Raw genomic sequence first — 21,025 nt, 5'->3', positions numbered from 1 at the left:
GATATGTTTTTGACACCCACCTATCGTGTAACAGTGGCTGCAGTGCTGTGGCTGCTGATATCAGAGCAGGCACTGGCAGCGCAAGCTACTGACGGTGGAGTCAGCCTGAGCCAAACGCGGGTGGTATTTGTGTCTACAGATAAGGCGCAAACCCTGGCGGTGAAAAATACCGGTACCCTAAGCTATCTGATTCAAAGTCGGGTACAGCAGGGGCCTGATGATACCGCTTCAGCACCTTTTGTTGTGACGCCGCCGCTTTTCCCGCTAAAACCTGAAAGCCAGCAGTTGCTGCGCATCATACCGCAGGGTGCTTCCCTGCCCACCGATCGGGAATCACTCTTTTACCTTACGGTATTAGCCATTCCCGCTCAGACCAGCAACGACAATCCCCAAACGCAGGTATCAATGGGGATACGTTTTATCATTAAGCTGTTTTACCGCCCGGCGAATCTAAAGATGCCGCCAAGTAAAGCCATCTGCAACCTACGTTTGAGCCCCACCGCCAACGGGATACGTATCGAGAACCCGACCCCCTATTTTCAGACGTTGGCGAATCTGAAGCTCAACATGACCTCGGTCAATCTGGACGCTCAGTCATCAATGCTGGCCCCCTTGAGCGGGCAGAACTACCCCACTCAACAACGAGTTACCAAGGCCGAATGGCAGACTGTCACTGACTACGGCGGGTTGTCCACCCCATGCCAACAAACGGTCTCATCTACACAGGAAACACCGTAATGAACTCTTTATTTCGCTGGCGTTCTGTCGGCTGGATCTTTTGTCTGCTAACGGCCTATGTCAGCACTGTTCAGGCTCAGGCTCCCACGGCACCAAAGGGGATTTCCTTTTATGTGCTGCGAGTGATTTATCTTGAAAGTGATAAGAGAGGGGTCACCCTGACGGCCCACAATACGACCTCTATCCCCTATCTGATGCAGTCCTGGATACAGCCCGTTGATCCTGCAACTGGCAATCCGCTCATGGCGAATAAAGAACATTCTGCCATGCCGTTTATTGTCACCCCACCGCTAACGCGGCTGGAAGCTGACAGCGAGTTGACGTTGCGTATCCGGCGTAACGGTGAGCCGTTACCGGCCGATCGGGAATCAGTGTTTTTTATCTCGATGAAAGCGATCCCCTCACAGGCAGCACCAGATCAGCGCACAGAAGAGAAGCAGATGGTGCTGACGGTCACCAGCAATATAAAGGTGTTTTATCGCCCGGAGGGGCTGGTTAAACGCGCCGTGGCTGACATGGCCCCCAAGCTGAAATTCCGTCGTGATGGTAACCAATTGATTGCAGAGAACCCAACACCCTATTGGCTGACTTTTTCACGCTTAACGGTAGGTTCGGCAGCGTTGGATAAGGCACAACTGCGCCTGATGGTTCCTCCTAAAGGCCAGCAGCGTTACACCCTACCAAGCGGTGCCTCTGGCAACGTGACATGGCAACTGATTGATGAAGATGGTTGGGACACCCCTACCGAGCAGCGCCCCCTGTAGGCTTTTTCTGAAGTAATACATGGAAAAGTGACATTTTAGCTTTCGTTATGGACGCGATAATAATGACAACACGACATACTGATTTCACATTATTGCCTGTGCTGGCAGGAGCAACCCTACTGGTGAGCGGTCCCCCTGCTCTGGCACGAGACTACTTCGACCCAGGGTTGCTGTCTTTGGGGGGCACTGATGCAGCCAAAGTGGACCTGAGTGCCTTTGAAACCTCCGGGAAAACACCGCCAGGCACCTATACCGTCGCCCTATTTGTCAATCAGGCCGATCAAGGTCAGCACACCTTGGTATTCAAGAGCGATGCGCAGGGGAATATTCAACCTGAACTGACGCCAACATTCCTGCATAAGCTTGGAGTGAACACCAAGGTTTTACCCGCTTTTGTCGGCTTACCCTCGGAAGTACCGGTTAAAGATCTTGCTGCACTGATCCCAGAGTCGAAAGTCAAATTTGACTTTGCCCAGCTCCGCTTGGATATCAGCATCCCGCAGGTAGCAATGCAGCCCAACTCTCAGGGGGCGGTCGACCCGGCGTTATGGGATCACGGCGTACCTGCATTATTGTTCAATTATAACCTGAACGGCGGGCGCAACTGGCAGGATGACCAGCCGGGAATGGGGGATGGTACCCAGACAAGCCTGTTTGTCGGCATACAAGGGGGAGCCAACCTGCAAGCATGGCGCCTGCGCAGCAACATGACCTACACGCGCAACACCAGCAACCAGAGTAATATGGCGGCGCAGACTACCCAGCGCACGCAGTTTTCCAACACTTTCCTGCAGCGTGATATCCAGCCTTGGCGGTCGGAAATTCTGCTAGGAGAAAACAACACCGAAAACGACGTGTTTGACAGCATCCCATTTCGCGGGGTCAAGCTCAACTCCAGCGATGATATGCTGCCCAACAGCCTGCGTGGTTTTGCGCCCATCATCAGCGGTATTGCGCAAACCAACGCACGCGTGACGGTGAGCCAGAACGGTAATATCGTCTATCAGACTTATGTCGCTCCAGGGCCATTCCGTATTACTGACCTGTTCCAGACCGGGCAGGCTGGTGACTTGCTCCTCACCGTTAACGAATCCGATGGTACTGTCCGCACCCAGACGCTAGCCTTCTCATCACTCCCCGTGATGCGGCGGCAAGGCAGCCTGAAATATGAGGTAACGGCAGGCCGTTATAATGGTGGCATCACGGTAGATTCGCAGCGATCGAACTTTATTCTCGGCACCGCCGTTTATGGCCTGCCCCACGATATCACCCTGTATGGCGGTACGCTCTTAGCCAAAGACTATGTCTCTGCCGTGGCTGGCAGCGGTTTCTCCCTGGGCAACTTTGGCGCGCTGTCTGCCGATATCACCACCTCCAATACCAAATTGCCTGGGCGAGACGATCGTCAGCAAGGGTATTCTTACCGGCTGCGCTACTCCAAAAGTATGTTGAGTACCGGTACGGCGGTGGACTTGACCGCTTACCGCTATTCAACTCGCCACTATTACAGTTTCTCGGACTTTAACAACCTCGGTTTCCAACTCACTGAAGGCCAAGTGCCATGGGCGCTGGAACGCCAGCGTTCCAATTTCCAGGTGCGGCTCAGTCAGCAACTGAATTCATGGGGCTCACTGTATCTGTCCGCTTCCCGCAATGATTTCTGGGGTAATGACAAGATACTTAACACGGTATCGGCCGGTTACAACGGCAGTTACCGCGGTGTGAGTTACGGCCTGGCCTACAGTATTGACCGACTGAAAGGCGAGGGTGATTGGCCAGAAAACCGCCAGCTATCGCTAAACGTACAGGTGCCACTCAACCTGTTCACAGCATCATCTACCCTACGTAATGCCTATGCCAGTTACCAGATGACCCACGACAATCAGGGGCAGGTACAGCAGCAGACTGGGATTAGCGGCAGCGCGTTGGATAGCCAACTCTCCTACAGTGCGATGCAGGGCTGGTCCAACGGGAAAGGCAGCAACAACAGCACGTTAAACGCCGGTTATCAGGGGAGCAAAGGGGCCGCTAGCATGGGCTATAGCTACAGCCGCCAGAATCGCTCGCTGAACATCAGCGGCAACGGTGGGCTGGTTGTGCATCCGCAAGGGGTCACCTTGAGCCAGATGCTGGGCAATTCAATAGCCATTGTGAATGCCCCGGGGTCCGCAGGCACCAGCGTGATGAGCGGTAATATCCAGACGGACTACCGTGGCTATGCGGTAGTGCCCTACCTGTCGAGCTATCAATCCAACAGCGTCAGCCTGAACCCGGCCACCTTGCCAGACGATGTGGATATCAGCCAGTCAAGCCTAAACCTGTATCCGACCAAAGGGGCCGTAGTGATGGCTAACTTTGCCACACAGGTCGGTTATCAGGTGCTGATGACGCTGTTGCAGGCGAACAACACCCCGGTACCGTTCGGGGCGCTGGTGACCATAGAGAACAGGGTCGCACAAGAGCCTAATAGCGGGATTGTCGGTGAAGCGGGTCAGGTATACCTGAGCGGATTATCGGAGCAAGGGAAGCTGAAAGTGACCTGGGGCAAAGAAGCCAGCCAGCAGTGCCTGGCGGCGTTTAATCTGACAAAAGCCACGCTGCCGTCAGCCAATAACCCGGTGCGCGTGTTGACCGTGGTCTGCCAAGGGAAATAAACACATCATGACAACATCAAAAGCAGTGAACATCGCCACAGAGCGTGAAAACAGAAAGAGGAAGACAATGGAAAACATGCCTATGCCCGCATCGATTCGTCAGAACCGGCCAAACAGTGGTATTGCGCGTCTACTGACTATCTTCACTTTATTGCTGACGAGCGCCTCTTCATCCTGGGCCGAAACCATCACTATCGGCAAGGGAAGCGGGATAATCTGGGAAGGAATGCCATTTAACACCACACTGACGGGTCATTTGGGAGGCACTCGCTTACTGGTGACTGCTGGGATCATATCTATATCTAATAAATCAGTATCCTGCATGGATGAAGGCCTTATCACTGGTCATCAAATCGCGGGTTATGATGCATTACCACTTCGTGATGCTGCAAATAACAAAATAGGCATAGGATTAATCCCCAGAGCTGTCGGGACCGCGACATACCGTATACTTGATGGTAGCACCATAGAGACCCTCACCGGTACGATAGGGATGCCCGAAACGAGAGGCAGAACAAATACCGGGTTCGAAATCACCAACCCAATCCTCTTCGCTCCACCAAGGCAATGGTGCTTACCTTCGCGAGCAGCTCCAATCAGCACAACCTATTTTTATGACGATAGCTTTAGTCGGACTGTCAATATATCAGGGACTTGGGTCATGGTAGCCGATGGTAGTCAACACAGTGGAGAATTTACGATTCCTACCATGTATGCTGGGAGCTTCACTGCCTCTACAGCAAACTGGGACAGAAGTACAGTGATTTTAAACGGGCCAATAACCCTCCGGATATCTACCTTGGCCTGCACCGTAGCCACCACCACCAATATCAACTTTGGCGGTGTGCAACGTAATACCCAAGTTGGGAGCGAGCTGGCACGTTTATCCTATCCGCTCACCGTTACCTGTTCACAAGATACCGACAAGATTAACGCCAATATCAACGTTCAGTTCCGTGCTGCCAGCGGTCAGTATGAAGGAACTCCGACACGGCTAGCGCTGACCCAAGGCGGCGGCTATATCACGGGTGAAATCGATAAAGGCGTGACGGGCAGCGGTGCTTGTAACTTAACCACCGGTATTCCTTTTGATAATACCCAGCTCAAAGTGGGCAGTATCACCAGTTCCGAGGCCACTAAAGTCACCAATAACCAAGTCACCTGGCGTTTGTGTTCTGGTGGCGCCGCTTTACCTGTCGGCCCCGTTGATGCCTCAACCGATATGCTAGTCACCTTTAACTAATCGTTTCAAATGCATGATTGGGCGCTGGTATGCAGCGCCCGCTCCTACGCAACCCAACGCGGCACCCGCAGCCTAATCACCAACCCACCCTGTTCACCATTATGTGCCTCTACCTGCCCACCGTGAGCCAACACCACTTTGCGGGCGATCGCCAGCCCCAACCCATATCCTTTGCCAGACAGCGCCGATTTCACCCGCACGAACGGATCAAAAATGCTGGAAAGCTTCGACTCCTCTACCCCAGGCCCCTGATCGCGGACCTCAATCTGCAACAGTGGGTCAATACTCGTCAGTTCCACCGTCACTTGTTGCCCCTGGCTAGAGAAACGCAGCGCGTTGCGAACAATATTTTCTACCGCGCGGCGCATCAGCTCCGCATTGCCTTTCACCGTGTATTCCACATCTAAACTGGCCTGCAATACAATCTCTACGCCGGGGATTTGTGCCTCGTAGCGTGCATCATTCACCACCGCATCCACCAGCCCGTAAAGATCAAAATACTCTTCATCTGGCAGGCTATTGCTCTCGGCACGCGACAGAGTCAGCAGTTCGCCGATCATTTTGTCTAGGCGCCCCGCTTCATGCTCAATACGCTGTAGCGAGTTTTCCACGTTATCCGGGTTTTGCCGCCCCAGGCCAATCGCCAATTGCAAGCGCGCCAATGGCGAGCGTAGCTCATGAGAAACGTCATGCAGCAGTTGTTCACGGGCGCTGACCAGCAGTTCCAGGCGTTCAACCATGGTATCGAAATCCTGTGCCACGTCGGCAAGCTCATCATGCCGCCGCCGCATTGCAGGGAACAACCGTACCGCCAAATCCCCCTGTGCCACACGCTCAAAACTGGTGCGCAGTTGGCGCATCGGGCGCGTCAGGTTCCAGGCTAATACGGCACTGAACAGCAACCCACCAAACGCACCCACCCACAGAAACGGAGCCGGGATATTAAGAAAGCGCCAGCGCTTGGTGGGGCGGTACTCTTGCCGTAGCCCTTCAAGATCATAACTCAGCAAATAACCCCGGTTATCCGCCCCGATCACCCATTTAGCCACCTTTGGTGGTAGCCGCCCCGCCTCAGCGCTTTCCACCGCATCCTCTGCCGGTGGCTGTGCCGCCGGAGTCACGGTGAAGAAACGGCGATCGTTCGGCGGCCAATCAGCCACCATGGCGTTCAGCGCTGGCATACCGCCGCTTTGCAGCACGGCAGCAGCCGATGCTATTTGCAGGCTGACTATACGTCGGGCAATGCTGGTTTCCGGTGATTCATGGCGATTGCCATAAAAAGTGAAGGTGACCCACAACGCCTGGGTCATGATGATAAATGTCAGCCAGAAGCCGAGCAGGATTTTCCAGAACAATCTTCCGCGCATAGGCTTCACCTGATGCGGTAACCGATACTGCGCACCGTTTCGATGCTCAGCAGGTTACCGGTCAGCACACTCAACTTTTGGCGGATATTGCTGATATGAACGTCAACGCTGCGATCGTAGGCTTCACGCTGGCGTCCCAGCCCTTTCTGCGAGAGTTCGTCTTTAGAAACTACCCGCTCCGGCGAGCGCAGCAGCAGTTCCAGCAGATTGAATTCCGATGCGGTCAGATCAAACGCCTGCCCTTGCCATTCCGTGCTGCGGGTGGAAGGGTTAAGCGTCAGCCCGCCAAATACCAGCACCAAATCCTTATTCACCGCTTCCGGCTGTTCTTCAAAACGGCGCAGCACCGCGCGCAAGCGTGCCACCAGCTCACGTGGATAACAAGGCTTAGGCACGTAATCGTCAGCCCCCATCTCCAGGCCAATCACCCGATCAATGTTGTCGCCTTTGGCGGTCAGCATGATGATCGGCAAGCGACTTTTTCTGCGTACCTCGCGCAACACATCAATGCCGCTCATATCCGGCAGCATAATATCGAGGATCATCGCGGTGTAGTTACCGGAAAGCGCCCCAGCGACTCCATCTTTGCCGGTCAGCACCAGGGTCGCGTTGAATCCTTCAGCAGTCAGGTATTCGCTCAGCATGGTGCCCAGTTCAAGATCGTCGTCGACCAACAAAATTTTCATGCCTTTCTCCCTCGCTGATTCACGTCATTCTCCCGCTGATTGATTCATGGCGCAGCCAGTTTTACTTAATCCTTACATATCACACAGCGATATCCCTATACCGACGGTCGGGAAGAGGCATTAGTCAAACACGCCGGTAGAAAGGTAACGATCGCCGCGATCGCAGATAATCGCCACAATCACGCTGCCTGGGTTGGCCGCTGCGATACGCAATGCGCCAGCCACGGCACCGCCGGAACTGACGCCGCAGAAGATCCCTTCGCGCTGCGCCAGTTGACGCATGGTCTGTTCAGCGGTGCTTTGGCTCATATCCAGCACCTGATCCACCAGCTCAGGGCGGAAAATACCCGGCAGGTAAGCAGCAGGCCAACGGCGAATGCCCGGAATACTGCTGCCTTCGGCCGGTTGCAGACCGATGATGTTAACCTGCGGATTTTGGCTTTTCAGGTAACCCCCAACGCCGGTAATGGTGCCGGTGGTACCCATGCTGGAAACAAAATGGGTAATGCGGCCCGCCGTTTGCTGCCAGATTTCTGGACCGGTGGTGGTGAAGTGGGCGTAGGGGTTATCCAGATTATTAAACTGATCCAGCACCTTGCCCTGCCCTTGCTGCTGCATTTCCAACGCCAGATCGCGTGCCCCTTCCATCCCCTGCTCACGGCTGACCAGGATCAGTTCGGCACCGTAAGCGCGCATTGCCGCCTGGCGCTCCATGCTCATGTTTTCCGGCATCAGCAGCTTCAGGGTATAGCCTTTCATCGCGGCAATCATCGCCAGCGCAATGCCGGTGTTGCCACTGGTTGCCTCAATCAGCGTATCGCCCGGCGCGATCTCACCGCGCAGTTCCGCCTGTTGGATCATCGCCAGCGCGGCGCGATCTTTAACCGAACCTGCCGGATTATTGCCTTCCAGCTTGACCCAGACTTCCGCGCTCAGCCCTTCAGCCAATCGTTGCAGTTTTACTAACGGTGTATTCCCGATGCATTGTTCCAGCGTGGTCACAATCGTTGCCTGTTTATAATGTCAAAAGGCAACCCCGAGGTTGCCTTAAATACGAATAATGGGGGGTTAAAAACTATCAGGCGCTTTTCGCTAACGCAACTGGTTGTAACAATTGTTCACCGGCATACAGGCGCGCGTTCAGGCTGCCGACATAGTAACGGCCGCCGCGAGTCGGTGCCGTATTGTCTTCCGACAATACCACGCTGATTGGTTCCTGATGCCAGCCGATCGGCTGCACGGTCAGTTGCCAGAAGTGGCCGCGCGGGCTGACTTCCAGCACCTGCACCGGTAACGGGCAACGAGCACTGCTCTCGGTGCTGATCTCCATTTCCCACGGGCGCAGGAACAGATCGACACGGCCCTGATGCATCGGCTGGAACGACAGCGGCCATTGGTGCGCGCCCACAAACAGCTGCGAACCACGGATTTCGCCGTTCAGGCGGTTAACTTCGCCCATAAACTCCAGCACGAAACGGGTCGCCGGTTCACGCATGATCTCGACCGGTGAACCCACCTGCTCGATATTACCCTGGCTCATCACCACGATACGATCGGCCACTTCCATTGCCTCTTCCTGATCGTGGGTAACGAACACGCTGGTGAATTTCAACTCTTCATGCAGTTGGCGCAGCCAGCGGCGCAGTTCTTTGCGCACCTGGGCATCCAGCGCGCCAAAGGGTTCGTCCAACAGCAGGATTTGCGGTTCCACTGCCAGCGCCCGCGCCAACGCCACGCGCTGTTTCTGACCACCAGAAAGTTGCGAAGGATAGCGATTCGCCAGGTGGCCCAACTGCACCATCTCCAGCAGTTGTTCCACTTTCTGTTTGATCGCTGCGGCGTTCGGGCGCTCACGGCGCGGCAGCACGCTCAGGCCAAAAGCGATATTGTCGAATACCGTCATATGGCGGAACAGCGCGTAATGCTGGAATACGAAACCGACGCGACGATCGCGCGCATGCACGCGGCTGACGTCTGTACCGTGGAAACCCAGCTTGCCGCCGCTCTGGCTTTCCAGCCCGGCGATAATCCGCAGCAGGGTGGTTTTACCGGAACCCGACGGCCCCAGCAGTGCCACCATCTCACCAGAAGGAATATCGAGCGAGATATCGTTCAATACCTTGGTACGACCGAAGAATTTGTTGATACCGTTGATCTCAATGCTCATGATTTTCCTCCCGCTCAAGACGTGCGTTCTGGCGCGCTAAACGCCATTGCAAGCCGCTTTTCAGAAATAAGGTTACTATGGCCATCAGGGTCAGCAGCGCGGCGGCGGTAAAGGCCCCGGCGGTGTTGTAATCCTGATGCAGTAATTCAACTTGCAGCGGCAAGGTGTAGGTTTCACCGCGAATCGAACCGGAAACCACCGACACCGCACCAAATTCACCAATGGCGCGCGCATTGGTCAGCACCACGCCGTACAGCAGCGCCCAACGGATGTTCGGCAGCGTAACGCGGCGGAACATCTGCCAGCCAGAAGCCCCCAGCAGCACGGCAGCCTCATCTTCGTGACTGCCTTGGCTCAACATCAGCGGCACCAGTTCGCGCACCACAAACGGGCAAGTGACGAACACCGTAACCAACACCATGCCCGGCCAGGCGAACATCAGTTGGATGTTATGCGCATCGAGCCAACCGCCGATCGGCCCATTGGTGCCGTAAAACAGCAGATACAATAGCCCCGCCACCACCGGCGACACGGCAAATGGCATATCGAACAGCGTCAGCAGCAATTGGCGGCCAGGGAAGGTAAAGCGCGTTACCAGCCAAGCCAGCAAAGTGCCGAACACCAGATTGACCGGTACGGTAATCAGTGCCACCAGCACCGTCAGCCAGATCGCATGCAACATGTCTGGATTGGACAGGTTTTGCCACACGGCCCCCGCGCCAGAAGAGAATGCCTCGATGAAAATCACCACCATCGGCACCACCAGCAGCAGGATGGAGAACAGTACGCCGATAGCGATCAACGTCCACTTCCCCCAGTTCACACGCGGGCGTTCTACGCCACGGAAGGCGGTAATATCAGCCATCAGTGCCCCCCGATACGGCGGCCGAAGCGGCTCTGCAAAGTGTTAATCGCAAACAGCAGCAGCAACGATGCAGCCAGGATCACCGAAGCGATAGCGCTGGCCGCCGGGTAATCAAACTCCTGCAAGCGGACAAAAATCATCAATGAGGTCACTTCGGTCTTCCAGGCAATGTTACCGGCGATAAAGATCACCGCGCCAAACTCGCCCAGGCTGCGGGTAAACGACAGCGCCGTGCCGGCCAGCAGCGCCGGGGCCACTTCCGGCAGCACTACGCGGCGGAAGCTCTGCCAGCGGCCTGCTCCCAGCGTTTCGGCCGCCTCTTCGTATTCCGGCCCCAACTCTTCCAGCACCGGTTGCACGGTGCGCACCACGAACGGAATACTGGTGAACGCCATCGCCACTGCGATGCCGAGCCAGGTAAACGACACCTTGATATCAAACTGCGCCAACCACTGCCCGTACCAGCCGGTAGTGGAAAACAGCCCGGCCAGCGTCAGGCCAGCCACCGCCGTTGGCAGCGCGAAAGGCAGGTCCATCAGGCCATCCAGCAAAGAACGGCCAGGAAATTGATAGCGGGTAAGGATCCAGGCCATCAGCATGCCAAATACCGCGTTGAAAATACTGGCCACGCCCGCCGCCAGCAGCGTCACTTTATAGGCGGCCACCACCTGCGGATTGGTGATCACTTCCCAGTATTGCGCCAGGCTCATCTGCGCCAGTTGCATCACCAGCGCGCTGAGTGGCAACAGCAAAATCAGGCAGGTATACAGCAGGCTGCTGCCCAGACTGAGGGTGAAGCCGGGCAGAACCCGCTTGCTGGACAACGCCAACATTACTTATGCCCTGCCGCTAGCAGTTGATCCAGCTCGCCACCGGTCACGAAGTGTGTGCTCATTACCTGCGGCCAACTGCCGAACTGATCTTCCACGCGGAACAGTTTGGTCTGCGGGAACTGGCCTTTCGCCGCATCCATCGCTTTCTGGTCATAGACGCGGTAATAGAAACTGGTGATCACCTGCTGAGCCGCCGGGCTGTAGAGATAGTTCAGATAATCTTTCGCTGCCTGCTCGGTGCCGTTTTTCTCAACGTTTTTATCCACCCAGGCCACCGGGAACTCCGCCAGAATATCGACGGGTGGCACGATCACATCGTATTTGTCTTCACCGTACTGCTTGCGGATATTGTTCACTTCCGACTCAAAGCTGATCAGCACGTCGCCCAAACCGCGCTCAACGAACGTCGTGGTCGCGCCACGGCCGCCGGTATCAAACACCACCACGTTTTTCAGCAAACGGGTCATAAAGGCGCGGGTTTTGGCCTGATCGTTATCATTCGCCTGGCTGGTTGCGCCCCAGGCGGCCAAATAGGTATAGCGGCCATTGCCGGAGGTTTTCGGATTCGGGAAGACCAGTTGCACATCATCACGCACCAGATCGTTCCAGGTGTGGATACCTTTCGGGTTACCCTTGTGCACCAGAAACGCCATGGTGGAATAGAACGGCGAGCTGTTATTGGGCAAACGCTGCTGCCAGTCGGCCGGGATCAGCTTGCCGCGATCGTGCAGGATCTGCACATCGGTAACCTGGTTATAGGTCACCACGTCGGCTTTAAGCCCCTGCAAGATCGCCAGCGCCTGTTTGGAAGAACCGGCGTGGGATTGTTTGATCGTCAGTTTGTCGTTCGGATGCTGTTGATTCCACTGCTGTTCAAAGCCTGGATTCAGCGCGGCAAACAATTCACGGGAAACGTCGTAAGAGCTGTTGAGCAATTCAGTTGCAGAAAGGCTACCGCTGGCCAATAACAACGCCGCCAGACCTCCTTTCAGCACACTATTTTTATATTTCATTCTGCACCTTATCACTCAGTCAAACCGCCGGGCCTGTGCCCTGATGCTGACCAGTGTATTTATAACTCGATGCAGAGCTGTAACGCTTTTATATACCGTTTAGTGATTTTCAAGCATCAAATGCTCTAAGGCAGGAAGGGAGCGGTTTTGCCGTGGGGGAAGGGAAACCTGGGCCAGCGTAGCTGACCCAGGGTAAGGCATCAAAGCGACAGCAGGCGCGTCAGCGACGGTGCAAAGTAGTAACTGCCGGTCACCGCACGGCTGAAACGCAGCATAGCATCGTGTTTACCATCCAACTCACCAAACATGCTCAGCAGTTGTTGTTCAATATTGTGCAGGCGCGCGCAGTAGGCAATAAAGTACAGGCCATGTTTGCCGCTGGCGGTGCCGTAAGGCAGGCTCTGGCGCAGGATTTTCAGCCCTTTGCCTTCTTCTTTCAGATCGACGCGGCTGACGTGCGACGTCTCCGGCCGCTGCTCCGGCGGCAGTTCCTCGCTGTCGTGCTTGGTACGGCCAATGATCTGCTCCTGCTGCTCGGTGGTGAAACGCTGCCACTGGCGCAGGTTATGCTCGTAGCGCTGCACCAGCACATAGCTGCCGCCTGCGTCTTCATCACCTTCACCAATCACCGCCACCACCGGGCGCTGTTCGCCTTGCGGGTTTTCTGTGCCGTCGATAAAGCCGCTCAGATCGCGCTCTTCCACCCAGCGGAAACCGTGGGTTTCTTCTTCAACGCGGATGGTATTGCCAAAGGCTGCCAGTGCCGCCTGCGCCAAAGAGAAATTAACGTCATGGCGCAGAGATTGAATATGGATCAGCAAATCGCGCTGGGTCGCCGGTGCCAAACCCTTGCCCAGTGGCCTAAAAGGCTTCAGATCTTTGGCACCCTGGCCGTTGGAAAGGTCGTGCCAGACGTCAGCGCCAAAAGCTATCACTGCCCCCAGATGGGCATCTTTGAACTGCTGTTGCAGCTCGTTAAGCGACTGGCAGAATTGCTTACACCCCTGACGCAAATCGGCGAATTCACCCTGAACCATGGCTTCGATAAAGATGCCAAAACGGCAATGCTCCAGCAGGATCCCGCTCTGAATCTGTGTCATGTACTTATCCTCAATACCTGAATCGGGTAACAGGTTCGCGTTCGACGCGTGGGTTCCCTGTTACAAACGCGCATTATCTTAGCGCACGCGAAAAAAATTACCTTAGCGGAGCGCAAAGAATAAAGCGGGATTTAACGCTAAAAAATGCGGATGCCGCGAAGAGCACCCGCAAGAGAATTATTGCGCTTTGGCATGCCAGATGATTTTGCTCACCGTCCAGCTCTGCAACGTGTCATCAGGTGGCATAATGTCCTGTGGGCCAGCCCACTTACCACTGAAGATATAGCTGACGTAGCGGCTTTGCTCAGCCACACACTCCACGCTCCCCGCGTCCTCGCCTTCACCCGGTTTACAGGAACCAAAGGCTTTGCTGAACAGATCGCTGAATGGCGTGCCCAGCTTGCTGCCCCATTCGGTGGCAACATTAGGATCCATGACGTCGACGCGCTGCGCATAGCCTTTTGGCTGACCGGTGATCACCAGTTTCACATTATCGCCGTCCAGCGCCTGATAGTAGGCAACGATCTGGCCGTTGCTGGTCGCCATGCCGCCGCGCATGCGGTAGTTGTTGTTCAGACCTTCGCCAAGCGCGCTTTCTGTCATTGAGGTACCGGCATTAATGCCGCCGACGCCTTTGCCGCTGACTTCCACGCTGCCGCCGAACCAGTTGAACGGCGACAGGCTGGACCAAGAGAAACCACTCAAGGTCGAACAGCCGGTCAGTAGCAGCGGTAGCCCTAACAGCAGTGGGCGAATATTCATCTTATAGCTCCTTAACATCAAACACATCGGCCGTTTCAGCCTCTCATAACTGCCTGGACGACGCCATTGGTTGCGAGCTTGGAGTGTGCAAATTGGGAAAAGTGCCGCAAAAACAGGAATTAGTCCAGTTCTTCCGCTGGCATAAAGCAGGCCTTCAGGCGTTGGTTAAGCAGCAGATAACCCAGCGCCAACGCATCTAACAGCACCAACACCATATCCAGCGGTGGCTCATTACCGCCCTGTTGCCACAGGCTGTAGAGCGATCCCAGTAAAGCGGCCACCAGAGAAAATGCCAGCACCCAGCGCCAGCAACGCCACAAGCGCGGCCAGTGCTGGCGGCGGCCACCAATCAGGAAAGCCAGTGCCGCTGGCAGGCCCAGCAAAATACCGTACCAAAAACGCTGGGTATCGGGATAAAACAGTTGCAGCAGCCCTGTTCCTTGATCGCGCGAAGCCCCCGCCATCACAAACAATATCCAGGTGCGAGCCTGCAGTATCAATACGCCCCAAAACCATAAGGGGAGGCGCAATACGCCATGCTGATCGTAATCATCCGGCGAAAACCGGTGTGATGAATTCTTCAAGAGCTATTCCTTGCTGATGCCATAATCATTCATACAAATGGCGACAGCGCTGACCGTTTTCAATCTCCAGCTTAAGAAGCTCTTAAGATCCTTATGGTTTAATCCTCACTATCAAAACCGACAGCCTGATGAGTAAGGCTATTGATTCTCATGAAAGATAAGGAAAACACCGATGAAAAAAATCACTTTAGCACTCTTAATCGCCCTGTGTAGCGCACCGGTTTTGGCACAGCAGGCGGGATTCCTCGATCCAAACGCCCCGCAGGCCCAGACGCAAAACAGCCAACAAGGCGGTTTTTCCGGCCCAAGCGCAGCGCTGACCACCGTGGATAAGGTAAAATCGATGAGCGACGATACCTGGGTGATGTTGCAGGGCAACATTGAACAGCGCGTGGGTGATGATACCTATACCTTCCGCGATGCTACCGGTACCCTGACGGTCGAGATCGATAAAAAACGCTGGGGCGGCCAAACCATCACCCCGAAAGACAAAGTACAGCTGGAAGGGAAAGTGGATAAAGAGTGGAGCAGCGTAGAAGTCGATGTGAAGAACATCAAAAAGCTGCCATAACCGATAATCAGGGCGGTCAGTTAAGGCTAACCAGTTCCCTCTCCTTCGGGGAGAGGATTAGGGTGAGGGGAAGATCACTGAACGAAAGCCCCTCACCCCGGCCCTCTCCCACAGCTGTCTCTTATACACATTTCCCCGGCACAAACGCCGGGGAGTTTTTGAACTTTCTCCCCGTCTGTTGATCTCTCTTTATATTCTCCTCTTCTTCGGTTTTTAGTATGGTGCTTTCTGATTGTTATTCATGGGCTAATGACACTTTTGGGCTCGCTCAACTTGGCGACTATCGGCGAACTCAGCGTCTCGTCAAATTCACTGCCTCGTTGGCTAAAAATACAGGACTTTCTATTGTGAAATCATCCCAAACCACCGCTGAAGTTGAAGGGGCTTATCGTCTGATCCGCAATCCCAACGTCTCACCCGATGCCATTGCCGAGGCCGGCTTCAACGCCACAGCAATGGCCGCCAAGACGCACACCCTGCTACTTGCTTTGGAAGACACCACCTCCATTAACTTCGCTCACACCACCGCGTATGACGAGTTGGGAAATACGACAACCAGCAAGAATACGCATGGCCTGTTAGCCCACACCGTCCTGCTTTATGCTCCCGAGCACGCACTGTTCTTGGGGCTCATCGACCAGCATCGCTGGAGCCGTGAAGCGAACAAATACGGTAAAAAGCACCAACGTAAACACGTGCCTTATGAAGAGAAAGAGAGTTACAAATGGCAACAGGCATCTGAACGAACGGCACAGCGTCTCGGTGACACACAAGCACACGTTATCTCCGTCTGTGACCGGGAAGCGGATATCTGGCATTACCTTGATTATAAAACGAAAAACAAACAGCGCTTCATCGTTCGAGCCGCTCAGAACCGGTTGCTAAGTGGACACAATGAGAAGCTGTTGGAGTTGCCAGAAACACTAACAGAAGCAGGCAGTTATCGACTGAATGTGGTCCAGAAAGGCGGACGTGCTGCGCGTGAGGCACAAATGAGTATCCGCTATAGCTCGGTCGAACTCAAAATGCCGGGGAGTACGTCAGAAGAAAATACCGTCCCACTGACGTATATCTGCTGTCGTGAAGAAGGAGAAGACGGAGCGTGCTGGCACCTTCTGACATCAGAAAAAGTCACATCAGCGGAAGAAGCCCGGGTTATTATCAGTTACTACGAGCGTCGCTGGCTGATAGAGGAATACCATAAAGCGTGGAAAAGCGGTGGAACGCAGGTGGAACAGCTACGGATGCAAACGCGAAATAATCTGGAGCGAATGATCGTCATCCTGAGCTTTATAGCGGTGCGGGTGTTGTCGTTACGCCAGGGCGGGTTGAGTGAAGAGACGCTCAATGCAAGTTGTGAACGGGTACTGAGTCCACTTGAATGGAAGTTGCTGTGGGTGAAACAGGAAGGTAAAACCTTGCCGAAGAGGCCGCCGAGTGTGAAGTGGGCGTACCTGAATCTGGCGAAGCTGGGGCGTTGGTATGACAGTAAACGGACGGGACGAGCAGGATGGGTAGTGATGTGGGAGGGATGGTTCAAGCTTCAGGATATCGTCGAAGGGTATAAACTGGCGAAGTCTCTTGATCAGGAGATCTGATCAAGAGACAGCCCCAAGGAGAGGGAACTGGTTAGGTAGCCCTAAATGACCAGAGGGTCACAGGGGCTTTTCTTATGCTTTGCAGCGCGTAGCAATGGCCTGAATATCAGCAGGGGTGGTTCGACAGCAACCACCGATCAGGCGGGCACCGTTGCGTTGCCAGTCTGCGAGCTGATTGATCAGATGATGTTGCTCATCGCCGCAGTGGTGCCAGGTTTTGCTCACCGCATCGTAGTGCTCACCGGAATTAGGATAAACCAACAGCGGTTTATCGCTCAGCGCGGCAAACTGCTGCAACGCCGGGGTAACGTTTTCCAGCGCAATACAGTTAATCCCCACAGCCAGCACCTGTGGGTTGCCCTGCATCGCGGCGATCGCTTCCACCAGCGGCGTACCGTCGCTCAGATGCTGGCTATCGCGCAGTGTGAACGAGAACCAGGCACCCAGCGTTGGGAATTGCCGCAACAGTACCAGCAACGCCTGCAATTCGGCGAAAGACGGCAGGGTTTCACAGGCCAGCAGATCGACCCCTGCGGCGGCTAAGGCCGCAATGCGCGGGCGATGAAACGCGATCATCTCTTCCTGCGGTAAATGGTAATCCCCACGATACTCAGAACCATCGGCAAGATAGGCACCGTAAGGGCCGACCGAACCGGCAACCAGCAACGGCGCGGCCTGCGGGTGCTCGGCCAGATAATCCGCGCGCGCCTGCTGTGCCAACTGCACGCTTTTCGCGATGAGCGCGAGCGATTGCTGCTCATCAAGCCCACGGCGCAGAAAACCCTGCGGCGTTGCCTGATAGCTGGCGGTGATGGCGCACTGTGCCCCGGCGTTGAAATAGTCCAGATGGACGTGATAAATCAGTTGCGGGTTCTCGATCAGTACTTTGGCTGACCACAGCGGATCGGTCAGATCGCAGCCACGCGCTTCTAGCTCGGTAGCCAAGGCTCCGTCCAGAATCAACGTGCGGTTATTTGCCAACAGAGGGGCGATAGGATTATTAACCGACATGGTCTTCTCCGGTCTTCAGTAAGTTTTTCTGCCCGGCCCGGCGGGTCAGGTAATAGAGCAGGTAACACAGCGCGACAAACGGCAGGCCGCAGTACAAGGCCACGCGCTGTTCAGGATCAAACGCCAGGCCAACGCAGGCCAGCAAGCACAGCAAGAAGCCAGCAATCGGCGTCAACGGATAGCCGGGGGCGCGATATTTCAGCCCAGCCAGCGGCTGGCCGCTGCGCAGATAATGGCGGCGGAAAGCATAATGCGCCGCACAGATGCTTAACCAGACCGCGACGACCGCAAAGCCAGAAATGGCCGATAACGCCACAAACACCGTATCGGGAGCGATCACGCTGGTCAGCAGCGCCAAGACTCCGCCGAGCATGCTGAAGGTCAGGGCGTTAATCGGGACACCGCGCGCATTGACCCGCGAAAAATACGCTGGCAGCGTGCGCTGATTGGCCAGCGACCACAGCATGCGGCCCGAGGCATACAGGCCAGAGTTGGCAGCGGAAAGAATGGCGGTGAGGATCACGAAGTTAAAAATATCGGCGGCATAAGGCACGCCGATACGTTCAAACACCAGCACAAACGGGCTTTTGACGATCCCGGCCTGATCCATGGGGATCAGCGCTGCCAGAATAAACACCGTACCGATAAAGAACAGCATCAGGCGGATCACCGTAGTACGGATCGCCCAGGGCACCACTTTCTCCGGGTTTTCCGTTTCACCGGCGGCGATACCAATCAACTCCGTTCCCGAAAAGGCAAAGTTAACCGCCACCATGGTCATCAGGATTGGTAACGTGCCGTTCGGCAACCAACCGGATGAGGTGAGATTATGCAGAAATGGTGCTGGCGTGCCGTCTTTCATCGGTATCAGGCCGAACATAGCCGCACCGCCCAGCACGATAAACGCCAGAATGGTGATCACCTTGATCAGTGAGAACCAGAATTCACTTTCGGCAAAGAAACGGGTGGTGATGATGTTGAGCAGGAAGATCGCCAGGCAAAAGATCAGGCACCACAGCCAGACCGGTGACTGGGGGAACCAGTATTGCATACAGAATCCGGCGGCGGTGAGGCTGGAGCCGAGGGCGACCGTCCAGGTCAACCAGTACAACCAGGCCACGGTATAGCCGGTTGCCGGGCCCAGATAGCGCGAAGCATAGACGTGAAATGCGCCGGTTTCTGGCATCGCGACCGCCAGTTCACCCAAACACAGCATCACCAGATAGACCACCAGTGCGCCGATCAGATAAGCCAGCAGAGTGCCGAGGGCCCCGGTGGTGGCAATGATGTAGCCGGTATTGAAAAACAGCCCGGTGCCGATCACGCCACCTAATGACAGCATCACCAGATGCCGGGCCTTCATGGTGCGCTTGAATTGCCCTTCAACGGGGTGCGCTGTTTGCATGATTTTATATCCATATAGACGGCTAAATAGCCAGATGGCTAATGGTTATACCCCCACTAGTGGATAAAATCAACGTGATACCAAATATGGGATAGCCGCAGTAGAAATAACCGGCGGCGTTATTGCGTAATGCTTGTCAGTTAAGGAAAGGGGGCGATGCCTTTAGCAATTGCGCATGATTATGCCGTTTTGCACTTAACTGACCGGCATTACGGCGTTATTGCGCCCGTTTCGCCTGTTGCAGCCACTTATCCAGCTCGTTGGCAAACTGCTGGCGATCGCGCTGGTTTAAGGTATTTGGCCCACCGGTCTGGATGCCGCTGGAGCGCAGGGTATCCATAAAATCACGCATATTCAGGCGTTCGCGGATGGTATCTGGCGTATAGCGCTCACCGCGCGGGTTCAGCGCGATCGCCCCTTTCTCTATCACCTCGGCCGCCAGCGGAATATCGGCGGTGATCACCAGATCGTTCGGCTCGCAGCGGCGTACGATTTCGTTATCCGCCACGTCAAAACCCGCCGCAACCTGCAAGGTGCGGATGAATTTAGACGGCGGTGTGCGCAACGGCTGGTTGGCCACCAGCGTGACTGGCATGGCGGCACGATCTGCGGCACGGAACAGCACCTCCTTAATCACGTTCGGACAGGCATCCGCATCGACCCAAATCTGCATTATTGTTGCTCCTGCAACCAGTCGCGTACCGGCAGGAAGTCGCTATACAGTGCGGCTTCCGGGCTACCTGCTTCCGGTTGATGGTTATATTCCCAGCGCACCAGCGGTGGCATGGACATCAGAATCGATTCGGTGCGGCCACCGGTTTGCAGGCCGAACAGCGTACCGCGATCCCACACCAGATTGAATTCCACATAGCGACCACGGCGGTAAAGCTGGAACTGGCGCTGGCTTTCGCCCCACGACAATGTTTTACGCCTTGCCACAATCGGCAGATAGGCATCCAGAAAGCCTTCGCCCACCGCACGGGTAAAGGCGAAACAGTTGTCAAAGTCTGGCGTGTTCAGATCGTCAAAGAACAGGCCGCCAATGCCGCGTGCTTCGTTACGGTGTTTAATAAAGAAATAGTCGTCGCACCATTTTTTGTATTTCGGGTAAACATCGTTACCAAATGGCGCGCAGAGTTGCTGCGCCGTGCGGTGCCAGTGGATGGCATCTTCTTCAAAGCCATAGAACGGTGTCAGATCGAAACCGCCGCCGAACCACCAGACCGGCTCTTCACCCGCTTTCTCGGCAATAAAGAACCGCACGTTAGCGTGGCTGGTGGGAATGTAAGGGCTGAGGGGATGGATCACCAGCGAAACCCCCATCGCCTGGAAGCTGCGCCCGGCCAGTTCAGGGCGATGGGCAGTAGCAGAGGCGGGCAGCGCAGCACCGGAAACATGGGAGAAGTTTACCCCGGCCTGCTCAAACACCGCGCCGTTGGTCAGCACCCGGCTGCGGCCACCGCCGCCTTCTGCGCGTTCCCAACGGTCTTCATGAAAACTGGCGCTGCCATCGGCCTGGGCCAATTGTTCACAAAGGTGATCTTGCAGCGCCAGCAGAAAGGATTTTACTGCGGCAATGGTGGGTAAACTCATACGGGTTATTCGCAACGGGTGGCGGAACAGGGCGCTAAGTATATACGTAAAGTCATTGGGGTTGCAGCAAG

The 21,025-nt window shown here is 55.3% G+C and carries 20 protein-coding genes; 6 read left to right on the top strand and 14 right to left on the bottom strand.

What is annotated here, in order from left to right; genetic code table 11:
• The first annotated feature begins 3 nt into the window (after positions 1 to 3).
• The 4 genes from ACX1CU_RS06835 to ACX1CU_RS06820 all read left to right on the top strand — a co-directional run bounded on the left by ACX1CU_RS06835 (position 4) and on the right by ACX1CU_RS06820 (position 5,399).
• The gene (locus ACX1CU_RS06835) at positions 4 to 738 is read left to right on the top strand and encodes a fimbrial biogenesis chaperone (RefSeq protein ID WP_459401837.1); all 735 of its coding nucleotides are present in this window, start codon (positions 4 to 6) and stop codon (positions 736 to 738) included.
• Positions 738 to 1,502, top strand: coding sequence for a fimbrial biogenesis chaperone (locus ACX1CU_RS06830; protein WP_459401836.1), 765 nt, complete (start codon positions 738 to 740; stop codon positions 1,500 to 1,502). Before ACX1CU_RS06835 ends, ACX1CU_RS06830 begins: the two co-directional genes overlap by 1 nt.
• A gap of 122 nt (positions 1,503 to 1,624) precedes the next feature.
• Positions 1,625 to 4,156: a fimbria/pilus outer membrane usher protein gene (locus ACX1CU_RS06825; protein WP_459401835.1), complete on the top strand. Its 2,532-nt coding sequence runs from the start codon at positions 1,625 to 1,627 to the stop codon at positions 4,154 to 4,156.
• A gap of 7 nt (positions 4,157 to 4,163) precedes the next feature.
• Positions 4,164 to 5,399 carry a hypothetical protein gene (locus ACX1CU_RS06820; protein ID WP_459401834.1) on the top strand — a complete coding sequence of 412 codons (1,236 nt, stop codon included), beginning with the start codon at positions 4,164 to 4,166 and terminating at the stop codon, positions 5,397 to 5,399.
• Between the two features lie 44 nt (positions 5,400 to 5,443).
• Here ACX1CU_RS06820 and ACX1CU_RS06815 read toward each other — a convergent pair whose 3' ends face one another.
• The 10 genes from ACX1CU_RS06815 to ACX1CU_RS06770 form a co-directional block, all read right to left on the bottom strand.
• Positions 5,444 to 6,766, bottom strand: a complete 1,323-nt coding sequence (locus tag ACX1CU_RS06815; protein ID WP_459401833.1) for an ATP-binding protein — start codon at positions 6,764 to 6,766, stop codon at positions 5,444 to 5,446.
• A 5-nt stretch (positions 6,767 to 6,771) separates the two neighbouring features.
• Positions 6,772 to 7,452 carry a response regulator transcription factor gene (locus ACX1CU_RS06810; protein ID WP_459401832.1) on the bottom strand — a complete coding sequence of 227 codons (681 nt, stop codon included), beginning with the start codon at positions 7,450 to 7,452 and terminating at the stop codon, positions 6,772 to 6,774.
• 120 nt (positions 7,453 to 7,572) lie between these two features.
• On the bottom strand, positions 7,573 to 8,454 hold the full coding sequence (cysM, locus tag ACX1CU_RS06805) for a cysteine synthase CysM (RefSeq protein WP_459401831.1): 882 nt from the start codon (positions 8,452 to 8,454) through the stop codon (positions 7,573 to 7,575).
• A 76-nt stretch (positions 8,455 to 8,530) separates the two neighbouring features.
• Complete coding sequence (cysA, locus tag ACX1CU_RS06800) at positions 8,531 to 9,619, bottom strand: sulfate/thiosulfate ABC transporter ATP-binding protein CysA (protein ID WP_459401830.1); 1,089 nt, start codon at positions 9,617 to 9,619, stop codon at positions 8,531 to 8,533.
• On the bottom strand, positions 9,609 to 10,484 hold the full coding sequence (cysW, locus tag ACX1CU_RS06795; protein WP_459401829.1) for a sulfate/thiosulfate ABC transporter permease CysW: 876 nt from the start codon (positions 10,482 to 10,484) through the stop codon (positions 9,609 to 9,611). The genes cysA and cysW overlap by 11 nt, the downstream gene beginning before the upstream one ends.
• Entirely contained in the window at positions 10,484 to 11,317 is an 834-nt protein-coding gene (cysT, locus tag ACX1CU_RS06790) for a sulfate/thiosulfate ABC transporter permease CysT (RefSeq protein ID WP_459401828.1), read from the bottom strand. Before cysT ends, cysW begins: the two co-directional genes overlap by 1 nt.
• Positions 11,317 to 12,330: a sulfate ABC transporter substrate-binding protein gene (locus tag ACX1CU_RS06785; protein ID WP_459401827.1), complete on the bottom strand. Its 1,014-nt coding sequence runs from the start codon at positions 12,328 to 12,330 to the stop codon at positions 11,317 to 11,319. The genes cysT and ACX1CU_RS06785 overlap by 1 nt, the downstream gene beginning before the upstream one ends.
• A gap of 200 nt (positions 12,331 to 12,530) precedes the next feature.
• The gene (locus ACX1CU_RS06780; protein ID WP_459401826.1) at positions 12,531 to 13,430 is read right to left on the bottom strand and encodes a Dyp-type peroxidase; all 900 of its coding nucleotides are present in this window, start codon (positions 13,428 to 13,430) and stop codon (positions 12,531 to 12,533) included.
• Between the two features lie 177 nt (positions 13,431 to 13,607).
• Positions 13,608 to 14,192, bottom strand: coding sequence for an RpoE-regulated lipoprotein (locus ACX1CU_RS06775; RefSeq protein WP_459401825.1), 585 nt, complete (start codon positions 14,190 to 14,192; stop codon positions 13,608 to 13,610).
• 119 nt (positions 14,193 to 14,311) lie between these two features.
• The gene (locus tag ACX1CU_RS06770; protein ID WP_459401824.1) at positions 14,312 to 14,776 is read right to left on the bottom strand and encodes a DUF2919 domain-containing protein; all 465 of its coding nucleotides are present in this window, start codon (positions 14,774 to 14,776) and stop codon (positions 14,312 to 14,314) included.
• Between the two features lie 172 nt (positions 14,777 to 14,948).
• Here ACX1CU_RS06770 and ACX1CU_RS06765 point away from each other — a divergent pair, with 172 nt between their 5' ends.
• Positions 14,949 to 15,347: a YgiW/YdeI family stress tolerance OB fold protein gene (locus ACX1CU_RS06765; RefSeq protein ID WP_459401823.1), complete on the top strand. Its 399-nt coding sequence runs from the start codon at positions 14,949 to 14,951 to the stop codon at positions 15,345 to 15,347.
• 218 nt (positions 15,348 to 15,565) lie between these two features.
• Positions 15,566 to 16,945 (top strand): IS4 family transposase, encoded by a 1,380-nt coding sequence (locus ACX1CU_RS06760; protein ID WP_459399038.1) that lies wholly within the window; start codon positions 15,566 to 15,568, stop codon positions 16,943 to 16,945.
• A 72-nt stretch (positions 16,946 to 17,017) separates the two neighbouring features.
• Here ACX1CU_RS06760 and mmuM read toward each other — a convergent pair whose 3' ends face one another.
• The 4 genes from mmuM to hemF all read right to left on the bottom strand — a co-directional run bounded on the left by mmuM (position 17,018) and on the right by hemF (position 20,954).
• Positions 17,018 to 17,956: a homocysteine S-methyltransferase gene (mmuM, locus tag ACX1CU_RS06755; protein WP_459401822.1), complete on the bottom strand. Its 939-nt coding sequence runs from the start codon at positions 17,954 to 17,956 to the stop codon at positions 17,018 to 17,020.
• Complete coding sequence (mmuP, locus tag ACX1CU_RS06750) at positions 17,946 to 19,361, bottom strand: S-methylmethionine permease (protein WP_459401821.1); 1,416 nt, start codon at positions 19,359 to 19,361, stop codon at positions 17,946 to 17,948. Before mmuP ends, mmuM begins: the two co-directional genes overlap by 11 nt.
• Positions 19,362 to 19,578: 217 nt before the next feature.
• Positions 19,579 to 20,034 carry a YaiI/YqxD family protein gene (locus tag ACX1CU_RS06745; protein WP_459401820.1) on the bottom strand — a complete coding sequence of 152 codons (456 nt, stop codon included), beginning with the start codon at positions 20,032 to 20,034 and terminating at the stop codon, positions 19,579 to 19,581.
• Positions 20,034 to 20,954: an oxygen-dependent coproporphyrinogen oxidase gene (hemF, locus tag ACX1CU_RS06740; protein WP_459401819.1), complete on the bottom strand. Its 921-nt coding sequence runs from the start codon at positions 20,952 to 20,954 to the stop codon at positions 20,034 to 20,036. Before hemF ends, ACX1CU_RS06745 begins: the two co-directional genes overlap by 1 nt.
• Between the last annotated feature and the right edge of the window lie 71 nt (positions 20,955 to 21,025).

The organism is Serratia sp. D1N4 (assembly GCF_054552755.1).
This window is presented reverse-complemented; position numbering and strand designations above follow the sequence as displayed.